24 protein-coding genes are annotated in these 20,145 nt (G+C 66.4%); 11 read left to right on the top strand and 13 right to left on the bottom strand.

What is annotated here, in order from left to right; translation table 11 throughout:
- The first annotated feature begins 17 nt into the window (after positions 1-17).
- Positions 18-1,019 carry a sugar phosphate isomerase/epimerase family protein gene (locus tag ACR65K_RS16440; protein ID WP_440154081.1) on the top strand — a complete coding sequence of 334 codons (1,002 nt, stop codon included), beginning with the start codon at positions 18-20 and terminating at the stop codon, positions 1,017-1,019.
- Positions 1,020-1,047: 28 nt separating this feature from the next.
- On the top strand, positions 1,048-1,905 hold the full coding sequence (locus tag ACR65K_RS16435) for a TolB family protein (protein WP_440154079.1): 858 nt from the start codon (positions 1,048-1,050) through the stop codon (positions 1,903-1,905).
- Positions 1,906-1,912: 7 nt separating this feature from the next.
- Here ACR65K_RS16435 and ACR65K_RS16430 read toward each other — a convergent pair whose 3' ends face one another.
- The 3 genes from ACR65K_RS16430 to ACR65K_RS16420 all read right to left on the bottom strand — a co-directional run bounded on the left by ACR65K_RS16430 (position 1,913) and on the right by ACR65K_RS16420 (position 4,322).
- The gene (locus ACR65K_RS16430) at positions 1,913-2,782 is read right to left on the bottom strand and encodes a glycosyltransferase family 2 protein (protein WP_440154078.1); all 870 of its coding nucleotides are present in this window, start codon (positions 2,780-2,782) and stop codon (positions 1,913-1,915) included.
- A gap of 229 nt (positions 2,783-3,011) precedes the next feature.
- Positions 3,012-3,374 (bottom strand): hypothetical protein, encoded by a 363-nt coding sequence (locus tag ACR65K_RS16425; RefSeq protein WP_440154077.1) that lies wholly within the window; start codon positions 3,372-3,374, stop codon positions 3,012-3,014.
- 48 nt (positions 3,375-3,422) lie between these two features.
- Positions 3,423-4,322 (bottom strand): SDR family oxidoreductase, encoded by a 900-nt coding sequence (locus tag ACR65K_RS16420; protein ID WP_440154076.1) that lies wholly within the window; start codon positions 4,320-4,322, stop codon positions 3,423-3,425.
- 220 nt (positions 4,323-4,542) lie between these two features.
- On the opposite strand from ACR65K_RS16420, the gene ACR65K_RS16415 reads away from it, so the two are divergent.
- The 3 genes from ACR65K_RS16415 (at position 4,543) to ACR65K_RS16405 (ending at position 6,178) form a co-directional block, all read left to right on the top strand.
- The gene (locus tag ACR65K_RS16415; protein ID WP_440154074.1) at positions 4,543-5,064 is read left to right on the top strand and encodes a DUF6328 family protein; all 522 of its coding nucleotides are present in this window, start codon (positions 4,543-4,545) and stop codon (positions 5,062-5,064) included.
- A gap of 3 nt (positions 5,065-5,067) precedes the next feature.
- Entirely contained in the window at positions 5,068-5,730 is a 663-nt protein-coding gene (locus tag ACR65K_RS16410; protein WP_440154072.1) for a DUF6766 family protein, read from the top strand.
- 82 nt (positions 5,731-5,812) lie between these two features.
- The gene (locus ACR65K_RS16405; protein ID WP_440154071.1) at positions 5,813-6,178 is read left to right on the top strand and encodes a LuxR family transcriptional regulator; all 366 of its coding nucleotides are present in this window, start codon (positions 5,813-5,815) and stop codon (positions 6,176-6,178) included.
- 5 nt (positions 6,179-6,183) lie between these two features.
- Here ACR65K_RS16405 and ACR65K_RS16400 read toward each other — a convergent pair whose 3' ends face one another.
- From ACR65K_RS16400 to ACR65K_RS16380, 5 genes are all read right to left on the bottom strand, one after another.
- The gene (locus ACR65K_RS16400; RefSeq protein WP_440154070.1) at positions 6,184-7,308 is read right to left on the bottom strand and encodes a glycerate kinase; all 1,125 of its coding nucleotides are present in this window, start codon (positions 7,306-7,308) and stop codon (positions 6,184-6,186) included.
- A 102-nt stretch (positions 7,309-7,410) separates the two neighbouring features.
- On the bottom strand, positions 7,411-8,220 hold the full coding sequence (locus ACR65K_RS16395; protein WP_440154068.1) for an SDR family oxidoreductase: 810 nt from the start codon (positions 8,218-8,220) through the stop codon (positions 7,411-7,413).
- A gap of 91 nt (positions 8,221-8,311) precedes the next feature.
- On the bottom strand, positions 8,312-8,755 hold the full coding sequence (locus ACR65K_RS16390) for a hypothetical protein (protein WP_440154067.1): 444 nt from the start codon (positions 8,753-8,755) through the stop codon (positions 8,312-8,314).
- Between the two features lie 90 nt (positions 8,756-8,845).
- Positions 8,846-9,295: a hypothetical protein gene (locus ACR65K_RS16385; protein WP_440154066.1), complete on the bottom strand. Its 450-nt coding sequence runs from the start codon at positions 9,293-9,295 to the stop codon at positions 8,846-8,848.
- 154 nt (positions 9,296-9,449) lie between these two features.
- The gene (locus ACR65K_RS16380) at positions 9,450-10,226 is read right to left on the bottom strand and encodes a class I SAM-dependent methyltransferase (RefSeq protein ID WP_440154159.1); all 777 of its coding nucleotides are present in this window, start codon (positions 10,224-10,226) and stop codon (positions 9,450-9,452) included.
- A 184-nt stretch (positions 10,227-10,410) separates the two neighbouring features.
- Between ACR65K_RS16380 and ACR65K_RS16375 the strand changes: the two genes are divergently transcribed.
- The 3 genes from ACR65K_RS16375 (at position 10,411) to ACR65K_RS16365 (ending at position 14,907) form a co-directional block, all read left to right on the top strand.
- Positions 10,411-12,096 carry a sensor histidine kinase gene (locus ACR65K_RS16375; RefSeq protein WP_440154064.1) on the top strand — a complete coding sequence of 562 codons (1,686 nt, stop codon included), beginning with the start codon at positions 10,411-10,413 and terminating at the stop codon, positions 12,094-12,096.
- Between the two features lie 19 nt (positions 12,097-12,115).
- On the top strand, positions 12,116-13,666 hold the full coding sequence (locus ACR65K_RS16370; RefSeq protein WP_440154063.1) for a putative bifunctional diguanylate cyclase/phosphodiesterase: 1,551 nt from the start codon (positions 12,116-12,118) through the stop codon (positions 13,664-13,666).
- A 170-nt stretch (positions 13,667-13,836) separates the two neighbouring features.
- A complete protein-coding gene (locus tag ACR65K_RS16365) occupies positions 13,837-14,907 on the top strand; it encodes an EAL domain-containing protein (protein ID WP_440154061.1) in 1,071 nt (356 codons plus the stop codon).
- Positions 14,908-14,961: 54 nt separating this feature from the next.
- Here the strand turns inward: ACR65K_RS16365 and ACR65K_RS16360 are convergent, their stop codons facing one another.
- A complete protein-coding gene (locus tag ACR65K_RS16360; protein WP_056330482.1) occupies positions 14,962-15,198 on the bottom strand; it encodes a DUF6480 family protein in 237 nt (78 codons plus the stop codon).
- 135 nt (positions 15,199-15,333) lie between these two features.
- Here ACR65K_RS16360 and ACR65K_RS16355 point away from each other — a divergent pair, with 135 nt between their 5' ends.
- The gene (locus ACR65K_RS16355) at positions 15,334-15,765 is read left to right on the top strand and encodes a hypothetical protein (protein ID WP_440154060.1); all 432 of its coding nucleotides are present in this window, start codon (positions 15,334-15,336) and stop codon (positions 15,763-15,765) included.
- On the opposite strand, the gene ACR65K_RS16350 is transcribed toward ACR65K_RS16355, so the two are convergent.
- From ACR65K_RS16350 to ACR65K_RS16340, 3 genes are all read right to left on the bottom strand, one after another.
- Positions 15,762-16,586, bottom strand: a complete 825-nt coding sequence (locus ACR65K_RS16350) for a glycerophosphodiester phosphodiesterase family protein (protein ID WP_440154059.1) — start codon at positions 16,584-16,586, stop codon at positions 15,762-15,764. The genes ACR65K_RS16355 and ACR65K_RS16350 overlap by 4 nt on opposite strands.
- Positions 16,587-16,613: 27 nt before the next feature.
- Positions 16,614-16,877, bottom strand: coding sequence for a hypothetical protein (locus ACR65K_RS16345; protein WP_440154058.1), 264 nt, complete (start codon positions 16,875-16,877; stop codon positions 16,614-16,616).
- Between the two features lie 109 nt (positions 16,878-16,986).
- Entirely contained in the window at positions 16,987-17,805 is an 819-nt protein-coding gene (locus ACR65K_RS16340; protein ID WP_440154057.1) for an HAD family hydrolase, read from the bottom strand.
- Positions 17,806-17,939: 134 nt separating this feature from the next.
- Between ACR65K_RS16340 and ACR65K_RS16335 the strand changes: the two genes are divergently transcribed.
- Complete coding sequence (locus ACR65K_RS16335) at positions 17,940-18,371, top strand: LexA family protein (RefSeq protein WP_440154055.1); 432 nt, start codon at positions 17,940-17,942, stop codon at positions 18,369-18,371.
- A gap of 23 nt (positions 18,372-18,394) precedes the next feature.
- Positions 18,395-19,693 (top strand): Y-family DNA polymerase, encoded by a 1,299-nt coding sequence (locus ACR65K_RS16330; protein ID WP_440154054.1) that lies wholly within the window; start codon positions 18,395-18,397, stop codon positions 19,691-19,693.
- Positions 19,694-19,754: 61 nt separating this feature from the next.
- Here the strand turns inward: ACR65K_RS16330 and ACR65K_RS16325 are convergent, their stop codons facing one another.
- Positions 19,755-19,901 (bottom strand): lmo0937 family membrane protein, encoded by a 147-nt coding sequence (locus tag ACR65K_RS16325; RefSeq protein ID WP_142118975.1) that lies wholly within the window; start codon positions 19,899-19,901, stop codon positions 19,755-19,757.
- Positions 19,902-20,145: the final 244 nt, after the last annotated feature.

Genomic DNA, 20,145 nt, shown 5'->3' with positions numbered 1-20,145 from the left:
CTTCCAAGGAGCCCTGCATGCCCCGCCCGTTCACCCTGTTCACCGGCCAGTGGGCCGACCTGCCCTTCGAAGAAGTCGCACGCCTGGCCTCCGGCTGGGGCTACGACGGACTGGAAATCGCCGTCTCCGGCGACCACCTGGACGCCTGGCGCTGGGATGAACCCGGCTACGTCGAGTCCAAGCTCGAGATCCTGGACAAGTACAACCTCAAGGTCTGGGCCATCTCCAACCACCTCAAAGGCCAGGCCGTGTGCGATGACCCCATCGACTTCCGCCACCAGGCCATCGTCGGCTCCAAAGTCTGGGGCGACGGCGACCCCGAAGGCGTCCGCACCCGCGCCGCCGAGGAAATGAAACACACTGCCCGGCTCGCCAAGGCACTGGGTGTGGACACCGTCGTCGGCTTCACCGGCTCCTCCATCTGGCAGTACGTGGCCATGTTCCCGCCCGTCCCCGAAAAGTTCATCGACGCCGGATACCAGGACTTCGCCGACCGCTGGAACCCCATCCTGGACGTCTTCGACGAAAACGGCATCCGTTTCGCCCACGAAGTCCACCCCTCCGAGATCGCCTACGACTACTGGACCACCGTCCGCACCCTCGAAGCGATCGGCCACCGGGAAGCGTTCGGCCTGAACTGGGACCCCTCCCACATGATGTGGCAGGGCATCGACCCCGTCTCCTTCATCTGGGACTTCAAGGACCGGATCTACCACGTGGACTGCAAGGACACGAAGATCCGCCAGACCGGCCGCAACACCGTCCTGGGCTCCCACCTGGCCTGGGGCGACCCGCGACGCGGCTGGGACTTCGTCTCCGCCGGCCGCGGCGACGTCCCCTGGGAAGCCTCCTTCCGCGCCCTGTCCGCCATCGGCTACAGCGGCCCCATCTCCGTGGAGTGGGAAGATGCAGGCATGGACCGCCTCCACGGCGCCCCCGAAGCACTCGCGGCCCTGAAGAAGTACGACTTCCCCGCCTCCCAGACCAGCTTCGACGCCGCCTTCAGCAGCGGGGAGTAGGGGTGGTCCGCACCCTTCAACCAGGCCAGTGCTTGAGGTGTGGACCGCGTCGGTTACCGGGGAATCTTCGCTCGTCTTCCGCACTGAGGACATGCTGCTCGAGGCACCCAACTGGACCCTCGACGGGCGGGGGCTGATCCTCAACGGAGACGGCAGTCTGTGGCGGCTCGACCTGGCGGCCGGCGCCCTCACCGAAGTTCCGCTCACCGGCGTCCCCGATCTCAATAATGACCACGTCCTGGACCCGGACGGCAGCGGTATCTTCCTCTCGGGCGATGACGGCCATATCTACCGCGCACCACTTGCCGGCGGACAGGCCACCAGGATCACGGATGACGACGGATCCTTACATTTCCTCCATGGCGTCAGTCCCGACGGCGGCCGGCTGGCCTATGTGGACATCGCGGCGGGAGACTTTGCACGGCCCGGCCGGTTGCGGACCATCGCGTCCGCGGGCGGCCCACCGGAGAACGTGGAGGTGGGCCAGGGGCACTGCGACGGACCTGAATATTCCGCCGACGGAATATGGCTTTACCTGAACACGGAGTCCTTCACCACGGCACCCGGCCACGCCCAGCTTGCCCGGGTCCGCCCGGACGGCAGCCAGTTCGAGCGTCTGCTGGATAGCGGTACCGTCGACTGGTTCCCGCACCTCTCCCCCGACGGCCGCCTGGCCAGCTATCTCCGCTTTCCCGCTGGAACCCGGGGGCACCCTGCAGACCTTCCGGTGGAGGTCGTCCTGGTGTCCACCAACGACTGGGCCACGCCGCTGCACACCTGGCCGGTGTTCGGTGGGCAGGGCACCCTGAACGTCAGCAGCTGGTCACCGGATTCGAGGCTGTTCGCATACGTGGCCTACCCACTGGACGCCGGACGTGGCGCTTAGCGCCTGATCAGACAGCACCCTCCTTCAGGACGACGTCGTACGCCTCCACCCGCCGGTCCGTCACGGTGGTAGGCGACTCCAGGTGGACCGCTCCCGACGGCAGGATGCCCGCTGCGCCGCAGCGTTCCATCACCTGCCATTGCGCCACCACATCCTCTCCGGCGTGCTCAGCGGGCAGGCTGGTCCAGAAATGGAAGCCGCCGGCGTCGTTCAGCGCCTCCCTGCGGTAGAGCACGCAACCGCCCAGCCACGCCACGTGGTACGGCACCCATTCGCCGGGCTGCAGCGACAGTTCCGCGCTGAGGTGGCTGAGGTTGGCAGCGCTGTGCAGCGGCCAGCGCTCAAAGCCCGGGGCACCCGGCCGGATCCGTTCCGGAGTCACCGGGCCCTCCCAGGCCTGGAAGGCTGCGGTCTGTTCCGGCCTGCGGTCGTCCAGGAAGGACAGGCCCTGCGGCGCCATTCCCACGAAACCGCACTGAAGCTCACCCAGCGCCGTGCTCAGCCGCTCCAACGCACCCGGCTCCAGCCAGACGTCGTCGTCCAGGAAGAGGCACTGCTCCGCTGTGGCCTGTTCCAGCAGGAACTGGCGGTGTTCGGCCAGCCCGCGGCGGGGCAGGTGCCGCAGCAGCGTGACGGGCCGGCCCTGGGCCTCCAGTACCCGCACCATGGCCGCGGCGGCGGGATGGTCCCAGGCCGGTTGCCCGGCTGACTGGTCGCTGATGACGACGGCGAACGCGGGCTCGGCCTGCCCGGCCAGTCCTGCGAGGGTGACGGCGAGCTCGGCCGGCCGGTTGCAGGTGGGCACCAGGACGTCCACCGCCACGTTGTCCGGCCGGTCCTGCTGCCGCGCCCACTGCTCCGAAGTTCTCCTGGCCACAGTCCACCTTCCCGGCGTTGAGATTCCCGCTGGCGGCTGCACAGGCTGCTTATTGCTGCGCCGGCGGATTGGCTTTCCGCATGTTCCGTACCCAGCCGGGCGGGATGTATTCGCCGGTGCTGCCCCACCGCCAGGGATCGATGGGGCCGGGCCCGCTGGACGCCAAAGACCCCCGTTTCCGCTGACACCAGGGGCCGCAGAAACGGGGGCCTGAATGGATGAGGAGGCTTTATCCGGCGTCGAAGCTTTCATCGTTGTCGTTGGGCGACTCCTCCTTGGGAAGATCGTTTCCGCTGCCGTCCGGAATGCCCGTCGCTTCCTGACCGGACTCCGAGGACACTGGCGCCGACCCCTGTGAATCGTCATTGGACTCGTCGATTTCAGCTGCGCTGGACGGAAGATCCATGTCGTGCGGGACGGGCTCCTGGCCAGTGCCCGACTGCGGTTCGTTGGTCTCCGCGCCGCCTGAAGATGCACCGCCACCGGACTGCTGGGCGCCGCCCTGGGTCCCGGCAGCCTCCTGTTCGGCGGTTGGGGTGCCGTAGCCGCCCGGAGCCGTCTCGGGTTCAGCCTGCTGGTTTTCCTGCGTCATGCTTCCTCCTGTTGTTCATTGCCGATATTGCTGGTCTGGTGTTCCTGATTAAAGTCCCTTGCCGCCCGTGACGGGCAGGACTGCACCGGAAATGTAGGAACCATCCTCCGAGGCGAGCAGTACATACGCCGCGGCGAGCTCCGCCGGCTGTCCCGCGCGTTCCAGCGGGGTGTCCTGCCCGAAGGAGGGGAGCTTGTCCGGCCACTCGGTGGCCGGGATCAATGGGGTCCAGATGGGACCGGGAGCCACGGCGTTGACGCGGATCCCCTTGGGGCCCAGTTCCTGGGCCAGGGCCTTGGTGAAGGCAACCTGCGCCGCTTTGGTCATGGCGTAGTCGATCAGCCCCGGCGACGGGTTGAAGGCCTGGATGGAGGCGGTGGTGATGATCGAGGCCCCGGCCTTCAGGTGCGGCACGGCCGCCCGGGCGGACCACAGCAGCGAATAGAGGTTGGTCCGGAAGACCCGGTCAAACTCCTCGGTGGGAAGGGTCTCAAGGCTCTCGCGGTTCTTCTGGTACGCGGCGTTCAGGACCAGGACGTCGAGGCGGCCGAATCCGGAGACCGTCTCCTCCACGATCCGGGTGCTGAACTCCTCGTCGCGTCCATCGCCGGGCAACAGCAGCACGCGGCGTCCGGCTTTCCGGATCCACTCCGCGGTGTCCTGCGCGTCGTCTTCCTCCTCCGGCAGGTAGGAGATGGCAACGTCGGCCCCTTCACGGGCGAAGGCGATGGCGGCAGCCTTGCCGATGCCGGAGTCCCCGCCGGTGATGAGCGCGGCCTTGCCTTCGAGCTTGCCGTGCCCCTCGTAGCTGAGCTCCCCGTGGTCGGGTTTGGGGTCCATGGGCGCGGTCAGTCCGGGCTGCTTTTGTTCCTGTTCCGGAAAGGGGCCCGAGTGGTAGCCGCCGCGGGGATCCTTCGGCTGGTCTGTTTGCTTGTCCGTCTCGCTCATAGTCCGCCTGCCTGTGTCGGTTGACCTGTGTCGGTGGGAAGGGCACCGCCCTGCTCCGGCCCTTCGAAGCTATCCCGGCTGGAGGACCAAGTCCACCGACCATGGGTAATAATCAGTAAACTTATCAAATGTTATAGCTCGCGCAACGGGCCGCCTTGTTTCTGGGTATGGGAGGAGTAGAAAGAAGGCGAGGGCCGGGGCCGGAGAGGAAGGAGGGCCGATGTCCGAAGTTGAGGACTACACGGGCCGGACGGGACGCAACGAGACCCGTGAGGAGCAGCTTGACCGCAACTGGGCGGAACTCCTGCAGGAGTTGCGTGTGCTCCAGACCGGCGTACAGATCCTGGCCGGCTTCCTGCTGACGCTGCCGTTCCAGCAGCGGTTCGAAAAGCTGGACGACTGGGAGGTCAACCTCTATCTGACCAACGTTGTGATCGCCGCGCTGACCACCGCTTTTATCCTCCTCCCGGTCAGCGTGCACCGGCGGCTTTTCCGGAAGCGGCTCAAGGAAACACTGGTCTCCAGCGCCGACACCATCACCAAGATCGCCCTTGGCGGCATTGCCCTGCTGAGCGCCGGAACCGCCGCCCTGGTGTTCGATGTTGCCGTTGGGCGCTCCGCCGGCGTCACGGCCGGCGGCGCGCTGCTGGGCGTCATGGTGGTCATGCTGGTGTTCGTGCCGCTTCGACTTAACAAGCGGGCCACGGGAAGGATCATCCCGCCCGCATCGGAAAAGGAGTAAGACATGCGCAAATGGGCAAAAGAACATGGCCTGTTGCTGGCCAACGTGGGCTGCTTCCTGGCGTTCTTCGTAGGCATGATCCTCTCCGGTGCCGCTTCCTACAGTGAGGATCAGCAGGCCCACGGGGAGCCTGCCGTCTCGGTCCTGCAGTTCCTGGGAACGGGCGCCTTTGTGGAGGCCACGTTTGAGAACTGGGAATCGGAGTTCCTGCAGATGGCCATGTACGTGGTCCTCACCGTATTCCTGTTCCAAAAAGGCTCATCCGAATCCAAGCCCATGGGCAAGGAAGCGCCCCAGGATGAAGACCCGCGCCAGGCGACTCTCAAGAGAACCACGCCATGGCCCGTACGGCACGGCGGAGTGGTGCTCAAGGTCTACGAGCATTCCCTGTCGATCCTGCTGTTTGCGCTGTTCCTCGGATCGTTCTTCCTGCACGCCGCCGGCGGCGTGGACGAGTACAACCAGGACCAGCAAAGCCATGGCCAGCCCAGCATCACGTTCCTGCAGTACCTGGGCACCAGCCGCTTCTGGTTCGAGTCTTTCCAGAACTGGCAAAGCGAGTTCCTGGCCGTCGCGGTCCTGGTGGGCGCCTCCGTCTACCTGCGGGAGAAGGGCTCCCCGGAGTCGAAGCCCGTTGCTGAACCCCACTACGAGACCGGAGCCTGAGGGCGCGTCCAATCACCCGGTCTGGTTATCCAGTCCTGTCAGCCGTCCCATCACCCAGCCCCATCCAAAGAGGAGAGACTGTATGAGAACGTCCGTGCAAACCATCCTGCTGGCCCTGCTGCTCCTGGCCGCTCCGGCCCTTCCTGCCGGCGCCGCCGTTGCGACGGCGCCCGCATCCGCCATCAGCCAGGCGGGCCCGGCACAGGCAGGGACGGCACAGGTCGCGTCAGGATCAACAGGCACGGTGTGGGCCGCGGGCACGTCCCCCACACCTTCCCCCGGTGACACCGCCTCCACCGGCCCCGCCAATCCGGGCACGGGTGAATCGGCAAAGAATGAGTCCACCCGCCTGAACTACGCCCCGTGGGTGATTGCTGGAATCGCGGTCCTGGTGGTGATTGCGGTGCTCATTTTCCGGCGCCGCCGCAACACCACGATCGTGGGCTAGTAAGGCTAGGCGCCTTCAAGTACCTGGCTTGTTGCCCAGGTCAGGTACTTGGCGGCGTTCGCCACGGCGTCTGCAGGGCTGGACGCGACGTCCAGCAGCTGCGCCGCGGCAACCACGCCATGCCCGGCGAGGTCCTCAAGGGTCACCAGGATCCTGCCGGCCACCACGATGACGGGAATTCCGCGTTCCCGGGCCGCGTCCGCGAGCGCGATGGGAGCCTTGCCGGTGAGCGACTGCGAATCCATGGATCCCTCACCGGTGATCACCAGATCTGCCTGCTCCAACTGCGCGGCGAGGCCGGTCAGCCCGGCTACCAGCGCGAAGCCGCCTTCCAGCGTGGCGTCGGTGAAGGCAAGGAACGACGCCGGGAAGCCGCCGGCGGCGCCGGCGCCGGGGACGTTGACGTCCCGGCCCGTTGTTTCCCGCAGCACGGACGCCCAGTTGCGCAGTCCGGCGTCGAGCATTTCCACAGCGTCCTGGTCCGCGCCCTTTTGGGGGCCGAAGACATGCGCGGCGCCCGACGGCCCGTACAGGGGGTTACGGACGTCGACGGCGATGCGGAACGTTGTTGCTGACAGCCGCGGATCCAGCGCGGCCGTGTCCAGGGCCACCACGTCGGCCAGCGAGCCGCCGCCCAGGGGCACCACGTTCCCGGCGGAGTCCAGGGGCTTCAGGCCGAGGGCGCGCAGTGCGCCGCTGCCGCCGTCGGTCATGGCCGAACCGCCCAGGCCCAGGACAATTTCGGTGGCCCCCGCGTCCAGGGCGGCGGCAATGAGCTGGCCGCAGCCGTAGCTGTGGGCACGCAACGCGTTGGCAGGAGTTGGTTCCATGTCGGCCAGGCCGGAGGCCTGCGCCGTTTCGATCACTGCCGTGACCTTGCCGTCGCCGGCCTTGTGGATTGCCCAGGCGGCGCCGAGCGGGGTGAGGATGGGACCCACCACGGCATTCAGCCGCTCTTCATAGCCCGCCGCGACGGCCGCCTCAAGAGTGCCCTCGCCGCCGTCGGCAATGGGGAACTGGGTGGCGACGGCCTCCGGGTAAACCCGCAGCGCGCCTTCGGCGATGGCGGCGGCAGCCTCGGCCGCGGTCAGGGACCCCTTGAACTTGTCCGGAGCGATAAGAATGCGCATGGGCTCCATCATGCCAGCAAGTCCTGGGAATGCGCTTGCCGAGCCTATCAGGGGGGCTTCTGTGACTGCCCGCTTGGAGTCCCGGCCGGATGCGCCCTGGGACTACGCCTCGCGCCAGTCGTTGCTGGTGATGTGCGATCCCGCCTGCGGACCCATCTGGAGCATCCCCCCGTCAACCACCCAGGCCGCCCCGGTCACGTAGCTTGAGGCGGGCGAGGCGAGGAAGGCAATGACGTCGGCGATCTCCCGCGCGTCCCCGGGCCGGCCCAGCGGCACCCCGGGCCGCTCCGTCGTCCTCGGATCCTGGTCCTCCTGCCCCGTCATCGGGGTGGCGATCTCGCCGGGTGCCACGGTGTTGGCAGTGATGCCGTATTGGCCCAGTTCCAGGGCGAGGGTCTTCATGAGCCCGCCCAGCCCGTGCTTCGACGCGTCATAGGCGGACGAGCCCACGCGCGGCTGGAACTCATGGACGCTGGACACCGCCACCAGCCGGCCTCCCCTGCCGGCCTTGACCATGCGCCGCGCTGCCGCCTGCAGGCAGACAAACGCGCCGTTGAGGTTGGTGTCCAGGATCTGCATCCAGTCATCGATGCCCATGTCCAGGAATTTCGTGCTTGCACCGGTGCCGGCATTGTTCACGAAGACGTCCAGCCCGCCCAGCTCCTCGGCGAGTTCATCGATGACGTCCGCAGCAGCACGGAGTTCGGTGGTATCCAGCTGCCGGACCACCGCTTTGCGCCCCAGGCCGCGGACTTCTTCGGCAGTCTCCTCGGCGCCCGCCTTGTCCGAATGCCATGTGACGCCGACATCCATTCCGGCGCGGGCCAGGGCCACGGCGGTGGCCTTGCCGATCCCTGAGTCGGAAGCGGTCACGATGGCGGTGGTGGGCGTGAAGCTGCTGGTGTCCGGCATGGCGGGGCCTTTCTTTGGGTCAGGCGGTTTCTGGTCAGACGTTGCTTGGGTCAGACGGGGGTTCGGGTCGGTTGGAGTTCCGGCGGCCTGGTCAGGCGGGGCGGCGGAGGTCGTCCTCGTAGGACTCGTCGTGGGTGGCCGCGGCCCTGCGGCCGCCTGCCTCGAAATCCGGCTCGGCTTCCGGCACGGCCATCAACGGCACCGCGAAGGTCACCACGGGCCGGCCGTCGCCGTCGTCCGCCGACCTGATGGTCAGGCTCCTGGTGCCGGGCGGCACCGACGGGGTGAAGACCTGCAGGTTGCGGGAGCCCACCGTGGCGGATTCCTTCAGGGTGTATTCCGTTCCGAAGTGGTCCTGGACGGTGAGGCGGGGTTCGGCCGCGTCATCGGAGGGGAGGTGGATGTTGACCACCAGCCCGGACGCCCATACCTCCACGGACAGGATGGTGAATTCAGTGGCGGAGGTAACGTGCCGCCCATAGGTGGGGGGAAGGAGCATCCGGCGCAGTGCGCCGGATGGGATGAGGTTGCTCATGATTGTTCCTGTAGGTCTTGCGCCGGCGGCCGGTGGGTGGGCTCCGGAGGGTGGTCCGGTGCCGGCCGATCGCTGGGGCGCGGGTGCGGCTTAGGCGTCTTCGCGGTTGGGATTTTCCAGGCGGAAGAAATTGGATTGGGTGCCGTCGCTGCGCTGTTCCTGGTAGATGAAATTCAGTTTCCGGGAATCGAAGGTGTCAAACCATTCCTCCCAGCTGATGTGGCGGAGTTTGCCATCCTTGCCACCGAAGTCGATCCGCAGTACTCCAAGGTGGTCGCCGTGTTCCGTGCCCTCCACTGTGGCGGGCACGCCGTCGCGCTCCTCCGCCCACCGCCTGATGACTTCGTGGTGTGTGGTGGCGAGGCTGCGGCCTTCGCGTTCCGGTTCGTCGTCTGTGGAGGTGACTTCCTGCGAGTACTTCAGGGACTTTGAAGAGTCCGGGCCGTGGCGGATCTTTCCGTCCTCGGGGCCTGCGCCCAGGTCCTCCTCGTCCGTGCTGCGGTCAGCGCCGCCGGTCTTGTTGCCTTTGTCCTGTGCCATGGCGGTCTTCCTTTCACCTCCGGCTAACTAGTAAGTCTACTTACTATGGAGCCTCCGGATCCGTCCCCTGTCAAGGGGATGGAAGACACCCTGTGGGCGCGGTGCGGGGATCTGCGCGAAGTCTGCGGGACGGCTGGAACCTCCCGCGGCAGGGCTACCGGCGCGGGCGGACCACCGCGTAATACCCGGGTACCCGGTCCTGGCCCGGCACGCCGGTCACCGGGTTGGTTTCGATAGCCACGTGGCCGTCCTCAAGGAGTTCCCAGGCCGACGCCGGGAAGGCACGTTCGCGCTCTTCGGGTCCGAAGTGCCCCGGCATGGGAAGTCCGCGGATGGCCAGCTCCAATGGTGCAGGAATGCCGCGGGTGGTTGCGCCAAGATGGGTGACGTACTCCACCGGGTTGCCCTGGAAGTTGGTTTCCGCCATGAAAACCGTGCCGCGGCGGCCCACCAGGGTCCGCAGGTTTTCTACCATCGCCGCTTGGTGGGCGGGATCGAGGACGTGCAGCACGCCGCGGATGAAGACGTTGGCGCCGTCCAGGCCCAGTTGGAAGAACTCCGCCAACTCGGCAGCAGCACCTTCCGCCGTCATGTCCCGGGCTTCAAAGGCGGCATTGCTGATTCCGGCAGATTCGGCCCGTGCCCGGGCAACAGCATGCGGCGAGACATCCACGCCGATGACGCTGGGAAAGATTCCTGCGAGCGCACGGGTAAAGCTGCCGTGCCCGCAGCCGGTATCCACCACGGGAAGGGCGGGGTCCAGGTGGCGCAGGAGGCTGTCCTGGTAGCCCTGGAACTCGTGGTTGCTGCCCGAGTCCCACAGGACCTCACCGCCGGGGCCGGTAGCGGTAATGCCGGCCCAATACCGGTCCCACGCCTTGTGCCGGTCCTTCGGGGCGCTGCGCGACAGCCTGACAAGCTTGGGGATCATCAGGTACTTCTGCCAGGCGGACCGTGGCGGGTTTGTTGGAGACACGGCTCAAATATATGGTCCCGGCCGCCGCAGCGGCGGACCTTCGGCAACATTACGGCGTGCCCCAGCCCGGGCGGCAGCGGCGGAAAGTGGACGTAAGGGTCAGCACCCCGTGGACCCTCCGGGCCCGCATCCCCCTAGAATGTACTCAACTGGGAGGGAAGGGAGCACTGTGACGGCTGTCCCGAGTGACGTGCGCCCGCCCCGCACCGCCGTCGTCGCCGATCCCGACGCCGGCCGGCTGGCCCTTAATGCACAGGCACTGCGCGGCGCCGGATACACCGTCCTCGAAGCGACCGACGCCCACAGCCTCGCCGCGGCGCTGGAAGCCACTGAACCGTCAGTCGTGGTGGCTGATGCCTTCCTGTCCGGTGTCCTGTCCACGTCCACGGCACCGGTCCTGGTGATGGTGGACCTGGACAACCCCGCTGAGATCGAAGCCGCCAATCCCCCCGGCATCCACGACTGCATCACCAAGCCGCCTGCACCGCAGGAACTGGTGCACCGCGCATCCGTCCTCATCGACCAGGTATCCCGGCGCCGCGCCTCCCGGCAGGAAGCCGAAGGGCTCCGCGAGCAGCTGCGCGGCGTCTCGGCCGCAGTGCGCGCCACCAACGATCCGCAGGAAATTGCGGACCACGTTGTCGCGGGATTCGGCCGCACCTTGAAGGCCGACCACGTTGTCCTGGCAACCTTCGAGGACCACCGGGTCCCCCTCATCACGGCCAGTTGGCACCGGCGGGGCCTGGCGGAGCTGCCCGTGGAGGCCCTTCCGCACGAGGATAAGGCCCGCGCTATGGCAGACGCCCTCTGGGCAGGGACGGAGACGCTCTCGGGCGACGGAAACGAACAGGCCGCCCGCAGCGAGGCGAAGCCGGGTCCCGGCCCCAACATCGCCGGAGCTGCCTCAACACTGGCGGTCCCTATCGGCGAGGGAAATTCGTCCCTGGGCATCATCTGGATCGCCATGATGGACCGGCCCCGGACCTGGTCCAGCGCGGAACTGGGACTGATCCAGCACGTGGCCGGCAACGCCGCCTACGGCCTCATCCAAAGCCACCTGATCAACAGCCAGCAGCAGGTGGTGAAGCAGCTGCGGGAGCTCGACAAGGCCAAGACGGACTTCCTGGCGACGGTGAACCACGAGCTGCGGACCCCGCTGACCTCGATCATGGCCTACCTGGACATGATCCAGGAAAGTACCGAGCATCCGGTCTCCCGGGAAGTCCACCAGATGCTGGACATCGTGGTCCGCAACACCGAACGCCTCCGCACGCTGATCGAGGACATGCTCAGCGTCTCCCGCGGCGGGCTGGACACCATGGCCATGCAGCTGGCACCGGTGCGGCTGGGGCAGACCCTGGACCTGGTGGCCGCTGCGCTCCGCCCCCTGGCCACACTGCAGAACGTCACCATCGACGTGGACCCCGTTCCGGAGGATCCGGAGATACTCGCCGATGAAGTACAGCTGCAGCAGGTCTTTACCAACCTCGTGTCCAACGCCATCAAGTTCACGCCCAGCGGCGGACGGATCGAGGTGGGCAGCGAATCCCACGCCGCCGCGGACGGCTCCAAGTGGGCCACCGTGCGCATCGCCGATACCGGGATCGGCATTTCGAGCGACGAGATCAACCACGTCTTCACCCGGTTCTACCGGGCCTCCAACGCCATGAACGGCGCAATCCCGGGAACAGGCCTGGGCCTTGCCATCTCCAAGGACATCGTGGACCGCCACGGCGGCCGGATCGACGTCGCCTCCACCCTGGGCACCGGGACCACCGTCACCGTCAGTCTCCCCCTCGGCACAGACAGCGCCCAGGCCAACTAGGCGCCGGAGGAGGACCCGCATGTTTGCCGACGACGACCCCCGGCTTTCCCAGTTGCTGGAAGGTATTGTCCGGCTGGCTTCCGGCGACCTCAGCTCCCGGATAGAGGTCTCCCCCGCCCGCGATGAACTGGACGCGATCATCATGGGCACCAATCTCCTGGCCGAGGACCTTCAGGTCATTTACGAAGAGCTTGAGCAGCGCGTCCAGGTCCGCACCCAACTGCTGCATGAGGCACACCTTGAGATGCAGAAGATGGCCATGCAGGACCCGCTTACCGGCCTGGCCAACCGCTCGGCCCTGATCGAGGCGCTGCGCAGCTCCCTGCAGGCCCGCGATGCTGCTGAGGGCGAGCCTGCGGAGGAAGGCCCCGCCATTCTGCTGCTGGACCTGGACGCGTTCAAGTCGATCAATGACAGCCTGGGGCACACCGCAGGCGACCAGGTCCTGGTGACCGTTGGCGAACGGCTCCGGACCGCTGTCCGCGGCTCCGACGTCGTGGCCCGGCTGGGCGGTGACGAATTCGCGATCGTCATGCCGTCGGCGTCGGCAGACCAGGCTGCCATCGTGGCGCAGCGCATCCTGGCTGACCTCACCGAGCCCATCGAGCTGCCCGGCCGCAGCGTGCGCTGCGGTGCCAGCATCGGGCTCAGCGTGGGCAGCGAAGGCCAAAGCCCCGAGGACATGCTGATGGAGGCCGACGTCGCCATGTATGCCTCCAAGGCCGAGGGGCAGAACAAGCTGCACCGGTTCGAGCCGGCAATGCTGCTGGTGCGACGGCTCCGCAGCCAGCTGGTGGACGACCTGCGGGCGGCCATCAGGAACGACGCACTGACCCTGTACTACCAGCCGGTGGTGGAGCTCGCCACGGGACGGATCGAAGGCGTGGAGGCATTGGTCCGCTGGAACCACCCCACCCGTGGCTTCATCATGCCTGACGAGTTTATTCCCCTTGCCGAGGACGCAGGGCTGATCTCGGAACTGGGCCTGTGGGTGCTCAGGACGGCCGTAAGGCAGCTGCGCGCCTGGATTGACGCATCCCTGCTGGACACGACGTTTTCCGTTCGGATCAACATCTCCGCCACAGACCTGCAGAGCCTGCAGTTCATCGAGGACGTCAGGAACGTGCTCAAGGAGACCGGGGTCAGGCCCGAGCAGGTGGTCCTGGAATTGACGGAAGTAGCCATCGTCAAAGGCAACGAGCTGGACCGGTATTCGCTGGGCGGACTCCGCGGCTTGGGCGTAGGCATCGAAATTGATGATTTCGGTACCGGCTATTCCTCCATCAGCTACCTCCGCCGGCTTCCGGTGGACCGGGTGAAGGTGGACAAATCGCTGATCGCCGGACTGGAGACCGACCCAAGCCAACCTGCCCTGGTGGCCGCGGTGCTGCAGTTGGTGCGGGCATGCGGGCTGGAGGCCGTGTGGGAAGGCGTGGAAACGGCAGAACAGGCGGAGATCCTGCGCGGCCTGGGCTGCCGCAGCGCCCAGGGCTACTACTTTTGCCGCCCTGTTCCGCCGGACCGGATTCCCCAACTGCTGGCTGACCAGCAGGAAAGCGCTAACCAGTAGCGGAAAACTACTGCGCTTTTGTGGCCGCCGTTATACGATCAGCGTGCGGTGTCAGGTTTTTCGCCGCCGCGAAATTCAGGTCTGGCAACACCGTACTTTTATAAGGCGTTTGGAAATTTGAACATTAATGGGCCATGGGGTCATTACTTCGTCAACTGGGGGCGTCGCTAATGTCGGTTCGGGTACAGGCATGGGGAATTATCGCCGCCGTGCTGGCGGATACGGATCCTGCGGGAGCCGCCGTCCGGCAACAGCTGAGCAACAGCCTCGATGAGAATCCCGGCGTGCCCGAACGGGCTTTGCTGGAGTATCTCCTCGAAACCCGGCGCAGCGACGCCAACACCGTGGAAACACTGGAAACGGCGCGGGAAATGCGCCTCACGCCGCCCACGCTGCCGCCGCACTTTGCGGAGCAGCTGGACGCCATCCGCAGCATCTCAAGGATCAGCGCGCTGCTTGAGAACCAGATGCTGATGACCGCCTTCCAGCCCATTTATGGCCTGGAAGGAAAAACCGTGGTGGGCGCGGAGGCCCTCTCCCGCTTCGTCAGCGACGACGGCGCTGCCGCGGAGTTGTGGTTCGCCGAGGCCGCGGCCGTGGGCCTGGGCGCAAACCTTGAATTCTCGGCTTTGGGTTCGGCCGCGGCCGCGGCCCGCGACCTGCCCGAAAACCTTTATGTATCCCTCAATATTTCGCCCACGTCCTGCATGGACCCGCGCCTGCCGGAATTGTTCGACCACATTGAACTCCCCATCCACCGCGTGGTGCTCGAAATGACCGAGGACATTCCCGAAGAGGAATATCTGCAGTTCATTTCCGCAATCAATCCGCTCCGGGAGCAAGGCCTGCGGATCGCCGTCGATGATGCCCATACCGGTGCCGGCGCGCTGAGCCGCATGATTCACCTGCGGCCCGATTTCCTGAAGGTGGGCCGCAACGTGATCGGCGACGTCGACAAGGACGGCCTCCAGCGGACCCTGGCTGCGTGCCTGGTGGACTTCACCGACCAGATCGGCACCACCCTGGTGGCCGAGGGCATCGAAACGGTGGGCGAACTCAAGGTCCTCACCGAACTTGGGATCAGCGCCGGCCAGGGGTACCTGCTGGGGCGCCCGTCGGTGCGGCCCCAGGACTGGGCCAACTGGAATACGCGCCTGGACATGGACGGCCTGGAGCGTCATTTGGCAGGGCCTGCAGGCCCGGCAGAATCCCACGGCCGCCACGGCAAAAACCCTTCCTGACACGGGTCAGCGCGGCGGCGGGATCTTTTCGCCGCCGTGCCGACCATTCAGGCGCTATTCGGAATGGCCCTGGTCCCGACTCATCTGGTCTTCGGCCGGCGGCGTCTCTCCCGGCGGCACTCCCCCGCCCGGTTCAAGACCGGTGACATTGCCCTCCGCCGGATCCGGGTTCGGCGAGCCGCCCGACTCGCGGCTGCGCTGCTCCGCAAGGTGGGACTGTGCGGCGCCAACGTCTTCCTTCCCCGGCCGGTCAGGGTTCGCGGGGTCATTTTCCGGATGGTAAGTGCTCATGCTGCTCTTCCTTCCTCTCCGGCTGCGGTCTGATTCCCCAGCACTGGACTAATTGTAAGCATGCTGATAATTCTGGAGGAGTAGGGCCGGTGTGCCGCTGGGGCACCGGTACGCGATGTCGGAAGGAGCAGTCACATGGGAATCGGCGACAGCATCGGCAAGGCAGCAGAAAACGCCATGGAGGACCTGGCCGGGACATCCAAGCCCACGGAGAAGATGGATGTACCCGACCCCACAAACCCCAATGACGACGTGGAAGTCCATTCGTCCCTGAGCGAAGGCTCAAACGCCATGGAGGCGGAGAAGCAGAAGGCGCCGGGCCTCAAGACGGGGGCCGCTCCGGGGCCGGTATCCGAGAGCCCGTTCGGCGGGGATGTCGACGAAAATGACACTGACGAAGCCGACGACGGCGGCCTGGCCGGCAACGCCACAGCGCCCGGTGCGGCAGGGACAGCCGGCGGCAGCGTTCGGGGGTCCGGTGGACTTCCCGAGAGTAACCCGGATGAGTTGCGGGCAGACCCCACTGAGGGCGACCAGGACCCGTCAACCAGCACGGGCCGCGGCTAGGAGGCTGCGCCAGGTGAGTGGCCCCCTGGCCACTCGCCGCGCTCCATCAGCACGTTGCGGAGCAGGTCTGCCCGGTCCGTGACGATGCCGTCGACGCCCAACTGGAGGAGCCGGTGCATCTCCGCGGCGTCGTTGATGGTCCAGACGTGCACAACCAGGTCCAGGGCATGGGCCCGGCGGATGAAGCCGGCGCTGACAACAGGGACCCGTCCATAGCGGACGGGGACCTGCAGCGCGTGCACGTCCCGGAGCACACCGCGCATGAGCCGTCGGAACAACGGGCGTGGAAGCACCGGGCCCAGCAGGGTGAAGAGGGCGCTGGAGGCCACGCCGGCCGATGAGGCGACCGGCCGGCTGAGAAGTCTCAGCACCGCCCGCCGTCGGCGGTCCGAAAAACTGGTGACCAGCACCCGCTGGTGCGCTTGGTGCCGCTCGATGGCCGCGGCAGTGCTCTGGACTGATTTCCAGTCCTTGACGTCCAGGTTCAGCCTGGCGTGGGGCAGCTGGGTCACCAGTTCATCGAACGTGGGGATGGGCTCGCGGCCGTTGATCCGCGCCTTCGCGACGTCCGCGGCCGGCAGCTCCGCCACACGCCCCCTACCGTCGGTCACCCGGTCCAGGGTTTCATCATGGAAGAGCAGCAGGACGCCGTCGGCCGTGGTGTGCACGTCCGTTTCCAGGTACCGGAAGCCGAGTTCGACGCCGGAACGGAACGCGGCCATGGAGTTCTCCAGCCCCTCGGCGGAGAATCCGCGGTGGGCCATGGCGATGGGAAGCTGCCGCCCGGCGTCGTCCTTGTGCTCGAAAAAGGGCAGGGTCACTCTGCGAGCGTACCCCGGACCTGCCGCTCAGTCCCGGCAGCCGGTCTCCCCGCACGGAACAATGTCCACGCCATCCCCGCAGTGCAGCAGGGTGCGGCCGCGGCCGCCGTCCAGGTGCACCCACACGGCCGTATGGTCCGCGGTGATGGTGTCCACCACGCCGCCCGCCTCGAAGGCGGGTGAGAAGAGGACCCGGACGCGGTCGCCCTGGCGCAGCTGCTTCCAGTGTGGAGCGGGCGTTGCTTTGCGCAGCGTCCCATCGGCCATGTGCTGCCTGACGTTCCTTGCCATGTTGCCCCCTGTGAGCCGGCGGGCGAAGTGCCTGCCTTCCACGCTTTACGCTACGGCCGGAAGGTAAACGCCAGGTGAGCGGTAGCTGTGAACACGGGGCTAGCGGGGATCAGGAAAACTGGACGCCCAGGGAGGCGAGCCTGGCCTCCAGAACCTGGGCCACGCCGTCGTCGTCAAAATGCGGCGCCTGCTGCCCCGCCGCCCGGATGGCCTCTGGATGGCCGCTGGCCATGGCATAACCATGGCCGGCCCACCGCAGCATCTCGATGTCGTTGGGCATGTCACCGAAGGCCACCACGTCGGCGGCGTCAATGCCCAGGGCCGAGGCGTATTCGGCCAGGGTGACGGCTTTGTTGACGCCGGGCAGGGAGAGTTCCAGCATGGGGACACCGGGCGAGGAGTGCGTGGTGGCGGCCAGATGTTCGACGGCGGGCGCCACCTCGGCCAGGAAATCGTCGGGCGTGCCTTCGCGGACGATGGCAAGGAATTTGACCACCGAATCGTCACCCGCGAGGGTGTCCTTCAGCGGCGCGGGGGTGAATTCGGCGAGCAGTTCGCTGGACTCGTTTTCGATGAAGCCCGGTTCCAGGTGGAATCCCGTGAGCGTTTCGGCGGCGAACAAGGCGGCGGAACGGAGCGTCTTGATGATGCGCCGGGCTTCCAGGACGGTGCCGATGGCGAGGGTGCGGGCGGAAACCAGGCGGTCCGCCTCGAGGTCCCAGACCACAGCGCCATTGGAGCAGATCACGCGTCCCGTGTGGCCCAACTGCTCCTCGAGGGGGTGCAGCCACCGCGGCGGGCGCCCCGTAACGAAGACAAGCTCGACGCCGGCATCACGGCAGGCGTGGAAGGCGCGGATGGTGCGGGGGCTGATTTTTCCGTCGTGCCCAAGGATCGTTCCATCGATATCGCTTGCTACCAGCCGCATCCTGCCAGTCTACGTGGGCTGCCGGCCGCCGTCGTACTCCCTTGCGAAGCACCCCGGCCTGTGGGTGGGTGCCGGTTGTCAGCGCTCAGGGCTACACTGAAACTATCGAACATATATTCGAATAAGGGTGTGTTGTGGGCGTTATTATCGGTCCCCGCGTGATAGATGCGGGAGCCTCGTTATTCTCGGTGCTGATCTCCCCCGTGGCGGTGGCGGCAGGCTTTCCGTCGCCGGCGCAGGACTACTTCGACGGACGGATCGACCTAAACGCGCACCTCATCAAGGACATCACCAGCACCTTCGTGGTCCGGGTCACCGGGGACTCCATGGAGGGCGCCGGCATCAGCGACGGCGATGAACTGATCGTCAACCGGGCGCTGGAGCCCAGGGACGGGTGCGTGGTGATTGCGGTGCTGGACGGGGAACTGACGGTGAAACGCCTCCGCATCACCCCCACCGGTGTTGTGCTGCAGGCGGAGAACCCGAACTACCCGGACATCCACGTCCCCGCCCTGTCCGAGCTGACCATCTGGGGTGTTGCCACCAGGTGCCTGCACCATGTCTGACGTCCGCCGGCCTGAGGTGCGCCATGCCTAAGCCCGCGCTTATGCGGCGGATGCCCCAGATTGCCCACGTCGACGTCAACTGCTTCTACGCCTCCGCGGAGCGCGCGTTCGATCCTTCGTTGGAGGGGCGCCCGCTGGTGGTGCTGTCCAACAATGACGGCTGCGCGGTGACCCGCTCCCCGGAGGCCAAGGCGTTGGGCATCGCCACCGGAGATCCTTGGTTCAAGCTCGCGCCCCGGGCCAGAGAGTGGGGGTTGGTGGCGAAGTCCAGCAACTATGAGCTGTACGGGGATATCAGCTCGCGGGTGATGGAACTGCTGGGCCGGTACTCGGCCTGGCTTGAGGTGTACAGCATCGACGAGGCGTTCCTGGGCGTGAAGGGCGGGCCGGGGGAACTGCTGGCTTTGGGCCGCAGGATGAAGGAGGCGGTGCGCCGGAATGTCGGGGTGCCGGTTTGCGTGGGCATTGCACCCACCAAGACCCTGGCGAAGCTGTGCAACAAGTGGGCCAAGAACAACCCCGTCTTCGGTGGGGTCTGCCTTTGGGAGTCGGTCCCCGCTGATGTGCGCGAGGCACTCATGGCCCGATTGCCGGTGGACGAGGTCTGGGGCATCGCCGGCCGGCTGATGAAGCGGCTCAACGTCATAGGGATCTTCACGGTGCTGGACCTGGTCCGGGCGGATCCGGTGGCCATCAGGGACAAGTTCTCCGTGGTGCTCATGCGGACGGTCCTCGAACTGCGCGGCACCCCCTGCATCCCCATGGAGGAGGAGCGCATCGGCCGCGACCAGCTGATCTTTTCCCGGTCCTTCGCCACGCCGGTCACCACCGCGGCCGGCCTGCGGGAGGTACTCAGCATTTATGGGCAGCAGGCGAGCGCCAGGCTTTCCAAGCACGGACTCCAGGCGAAAGTCCTGACGGCGTTCGCTGCCACGTCACCCTTCAGGGACCACGAACAGCATCATCCTTCGGTCTGCGTCACATTGCCCATGCCCACGGCGGATCCGCTCCAGCTCACCAAAGCCGCCCACGCGCTGCTGCCCAGCATCAGGGACGGCCTGAAATACGCCAAGGCGGGCCTGATGCTCACCGACCTGCGGCCCACCGCGAACCAGCCCCCACTGGAGATCTTCGAGAACCGGCACGAGGAACGCGGAATCGGGCCACTGCTTGAGGAAGTGAGCCTCCGGTTTGGGCGTGGGTCCATCGGTTTGGGGCATGCGGGGATCAGGTCAGGCCTCGACTGGACCATGAAGCGGGAAATGCGTTCGCCCCGCTACACCACCCACTGGGACGAACTGCCGCTGGTCAAGGCCGCCTGAATCGCTTCGCGTGGCGTCCCGCCGCAGGCACCACAGCCCACAGCGGGACGCACTTTCGTATCTAAACCCGCGACCTGCCCTGGATGAAGTGGAAGATGAGGACCACCACTGCAACAACCAAAAGTATGTGGATAAGGCCACCGCCGATGTTCGTCAGCAGGCCGAGAAGCCAGAGAACGGCGATGACAATAGCGATCCAAAGCAACATGACGTCTCCTTGTCTAGTTTTTCAAAGCCCCCATGACCTGCACGTACCCACAAGCAGGGCGGGAAAATCAAGGCCGGACAACCTGCCGGTGATCCGGATAAAGACGCTCCAAGACGATTTTTGACGTCCCGCTACGCCGCGTTGAGGCTTCGGGTCGCTTCGTGAACCAGTGCGACACGAATGATTGTGGGGCCGCTGGGCGCTCCGTAATCTCGTCTCAGCATCCGCCCCAGCAAAGGATTTT

This window comes from Arthrobacter sp. SAFR-179, assembly GCF_059414945.1.
The sequence above is the reverse complement of the archived record's forward strand: the minus strand, read 5'-3'. Positions and strand labels throughout refer to the sequence as shown.